We start from the raw sequence: 3,787 nt of genomic DNA on the forward strand, positions 1-3,787 counted from the left end.
CGTATCCGCATCGTCGGACATGTCGATCGTAACGGCCGAGTCCAGTGCAGTGAAATAAACGGTATTGGTGCCATCTCCGCCATCAACACTGTCGCCACCGGAATAGACATAGATCGTATCGTTGCCATCTCCGCCATAGTAGGTACTGTCGCCACTATAGTCATAGAAAGCGTTATCCCCGTCTTCTTCGTAGATGGTCGAGGAGCCGTCGGACAGCGTGATCGTGTCATCGTATTCGGTCGCGTAAATGATCTCGAAACTATCGAAATCGCTCGAAGAGCCGTCAGAATAGTCGACGGTTCCGCTATCATCGGAGATAGCAATCGTCGCCCCTGCATCTGATTCAGTCAGCGAAAGCGTGTTGGTTCCGTCACCGCCATAAAAGCTGCCCTCCGCCATGCCGACATAGAGGATGTCATCCGCTTCGCCACCATAAAAAGTGACCGTTCCGGTGCCGCCATAGAGCGTTGTCTTGCCATCACCGCCATAGACAAGATTGGTGCCGGAACCGAGATAAATCGTGTCTTCGCCCGCGCCGCCGGTAATGAGATTGTCTCCGTCATCAACAGAAATGACACTGCCATCGTCTCCAGAATAGATGACATTGTTACCACCACCACCATCGATGGTGTTGTTGCCACCTACGCCGAAAATGATGTCGTCGGAGTCACCACCGGTGATGTCGTCGTCATAATACGTCCCCGCAATGACATCGAAATCTTCAAATGTGACAACCGACCCATCGTCGTAAGTCATGGTTCCAGCGCCGTCAGAGAAATCGATTATGACACCGCTCTCCGATATACTGGCAGCAAGAACATTGAACCCGCCGCCGCCATATACCGTGTCGTCACCGGAAGAGATATAGACCGTATCGTCACCATCCCCCGCATCAACATAGGCATCGGTCCCGGTAACAATGATAATATTGTCACCATCTCCACCACCAACATAATAATCATTACCACTGGTATAGATCAGGTTGTCGCCACCGCCACCATAGACTAGGTAGTAGGATCCATCGGTTGTGATGGTGTCGTCGCCGTCCCCACCTTCAATAGTGTAGATATCGCCATCTGCAACGATGATGTCTCCATAGTCTGATCCGATGATGACGTTGAAATCCTCGTATGTCCCGATAGACCCATCAGAAAACGTGACTGTCCCCGCACCGTCGGAAAAGTCGACGGTTACCGAGGCATCTGCATAAGTAATGTCGATTGTATTGGTGCCGTCGCCACCGTAATAATAGCTGTCCCCGGCCTCGATATAGACCGTATCATTGCCTGTCCCGCCATAAACCGTGTTGTCGCCGGTACCTGAAAAGATCTTGTTGTCTCCGCCGACTCCATAAATGACATCATTGCCCTCATATCCGGCCAGGATGTTGTCCTCTTCACTGCCGATAATGGTGTCGTCATACGCGCTGCCATAAATGTTCTGGATGTTGTATAGCCGGTCCGTGGTTCCATACCCGTCATCGGCGAGCGCATAGGTCTGGCCCGTCGAATCCTCATAGGTGGTCGACAGATCGACATAGATCCCGTCCGGGGAATCGGTGTAGGCGGAGGTGTTGCTGCCGGTGCCGCCGTAGATATAGTCATCCCCGTAGCCGGCTTGAATGTAATCATCCCCGTCAAAACCGTAGTAGACACCGGAATCGGAGCCCCATCCACCCGTATAGCCCGCAATGGAGGAATCCGGGATATAGCCCCAGATATAGTCGTCGCCGTCGCTGCCCACGAGATAGGTTTGACTCGAAGTTCCGTAGACGGTCCAGCCTGTATAGGCCCCCATAAGGATGTAGGAGGTCGTCCCGGAAATCTCGTCCAATACGTCATCGTCAATGTCCACCGTTTGGCCGTCGGACAAACTGTAGGCTTCACCATCTGACGTCACCAGAATGGCATTCTGCAGCAGAGAATAGTAAAATGCATCCGCGATCTCGCTGGATAGTGAGGTAATCGAATCATCATCAAAGATGACACTGGCATCGGCATAAGCAACATATGCAACAGTATCTTCGCTGGTTCCTTCTTCGTACTTGATAGAAAAGCCATACCCGTACGTACCGGTTTCGCTGTCGGTGAGGAAAACATTGGACACCGTCGAATCGGTCACCGGGATGATAAGCACATCCGAGGTCGGATCGAAGTCCATGACGACGCTATAGCCCGCCTCCGGGTCGCTGTCCCCGTCCGAATCATAGGCGTCATCCAGCAATTCATAAAAATCAATCAAAAGCGTAACAGCGAGGAATGTATAAAACCCTGCGCTAAGACTCCCAACAATTATGGAATCTTCTACAGCGGTCTCAGCCACCGTATCAACCACGTCGTCCATTTCGGAAAGATCAGAAGCGATATCCTCAGCGTCAAAGGACGTGCCATCGATGTCAATATCGCCCTTGTTTTCTACATTTTCCCAGAATTCATCCAGTAACGCATTGTCTTCATCCTCGACTACGTCGACATCGTCGTCTACCGTGATCTCATTTTCATCTTCGACGTCGTTAGAGGCGTCTCCGGTATCAACAGCATCTCCTGACGTGTCGGCATCGCCGTCATCATCGGTTAGATCATCATCGACATCATATTCCGTATCGGTGCTGTCATCGTCTGAATCTGAATCATAAAAACCGTTCTCTCTTATCCAATTATCGTAATTCGACTGATAGTCCTCGTCCGACGCAAGACTTTCTATGTCACTATCATCGGTGTCTTGGGCCGTAACCATATTTTGGTACGCCTCAATCATCTTAGAACGATCAATGAAAAACCAAGCTGCGCCGCCAACTGACAGGCCTCCACCAGCGGCTACATAGGAAGCGTCACTGCCTGAATCGCCGGAACTATCATCCGAGCTGTCATCGCTCGTATCGTCCGAACTGTCATCGCTCGTATCATCCGAACTGTCGTCGCTCGTATCATCCGAACCATCGTCGCTCGTATCGTCCGAACTGTCGTCATCCGTCGCGTCGTCGTCGTCAACATCAATTGTAACGTCGTCGGAACCCGTCAGGGCCTCCAGTAATGCAGTCGAGAATTCGTCTGATAGCTCCGACCAATCGACCGGGGTTATATCGGCATAGTCACTGTTGGCGACGGTTCCCAGGACAAACGTATTTGACCCGCTTCCGCCATATAAAAAGTTGGTTTGGCCATCAAACAGCGATCCGGAAAATATCCAGTCGTCGCCATCACCGCCATAGAATGTGTCATTGCCGTTTCCGCCTATGAGGACATCGTCACCGTCCCCGCCATACATGATGTTGTCGCCGGATCCTCCGATGATAATGTCATCGCCTTCACCGCCATAAAGCACGTTGTCGCCTTCACCGGCGTAAAGGATATCATCGCCCTCGCCGCCATAAATTGTGTCATCACCCGAACCGCCATAAACAATGTCATCTCCCAAGCCTGCAAAAATAAGGTCTCCGGCCCCGTCAAGTTCTATCCAGGACCCTTTCGCCCAGGTATCACTTGCGTAGATAACATCATCTTCATCATTCCCGATTATTAGTGAATAATACTCTATTGTATATTCGCTTACCCTCGCATACTGGTTTGCCCCATATGTATCGTAATCGGTCTGATCATAAGCATTGTCAAATTCAGTTTCATCAGAATCGAGAATATAAATACCATCATCAACGACATAAACTTCATGTAAGTCATCCCCTTCCTTGGTCGTGCCGTTCGACTCGAAATTTTCAATCGCTTCGTAGGCTTCCGCAGAAATGTGACTGACCACTTCACCGTCACTGTCGTAAACGACGTAGTAACCC

Annotated in this window: 1 protein-coding gene; it reads right to left on the reverse strand. The window is 50.7% G+C overall.

Annotated features, from left to right (window positions below; genetic code table 11):
* Window positions 1-3,787 (reverse strand): calcium-binding protein (locus tag E1297_RS03700; protein WP_209015627.1); only part of this gene is annotated, 3,787 nt, incomplete at both ends.

The organism is Roseibium sp. RKSG952 (genome assembly GCF_009711355.1).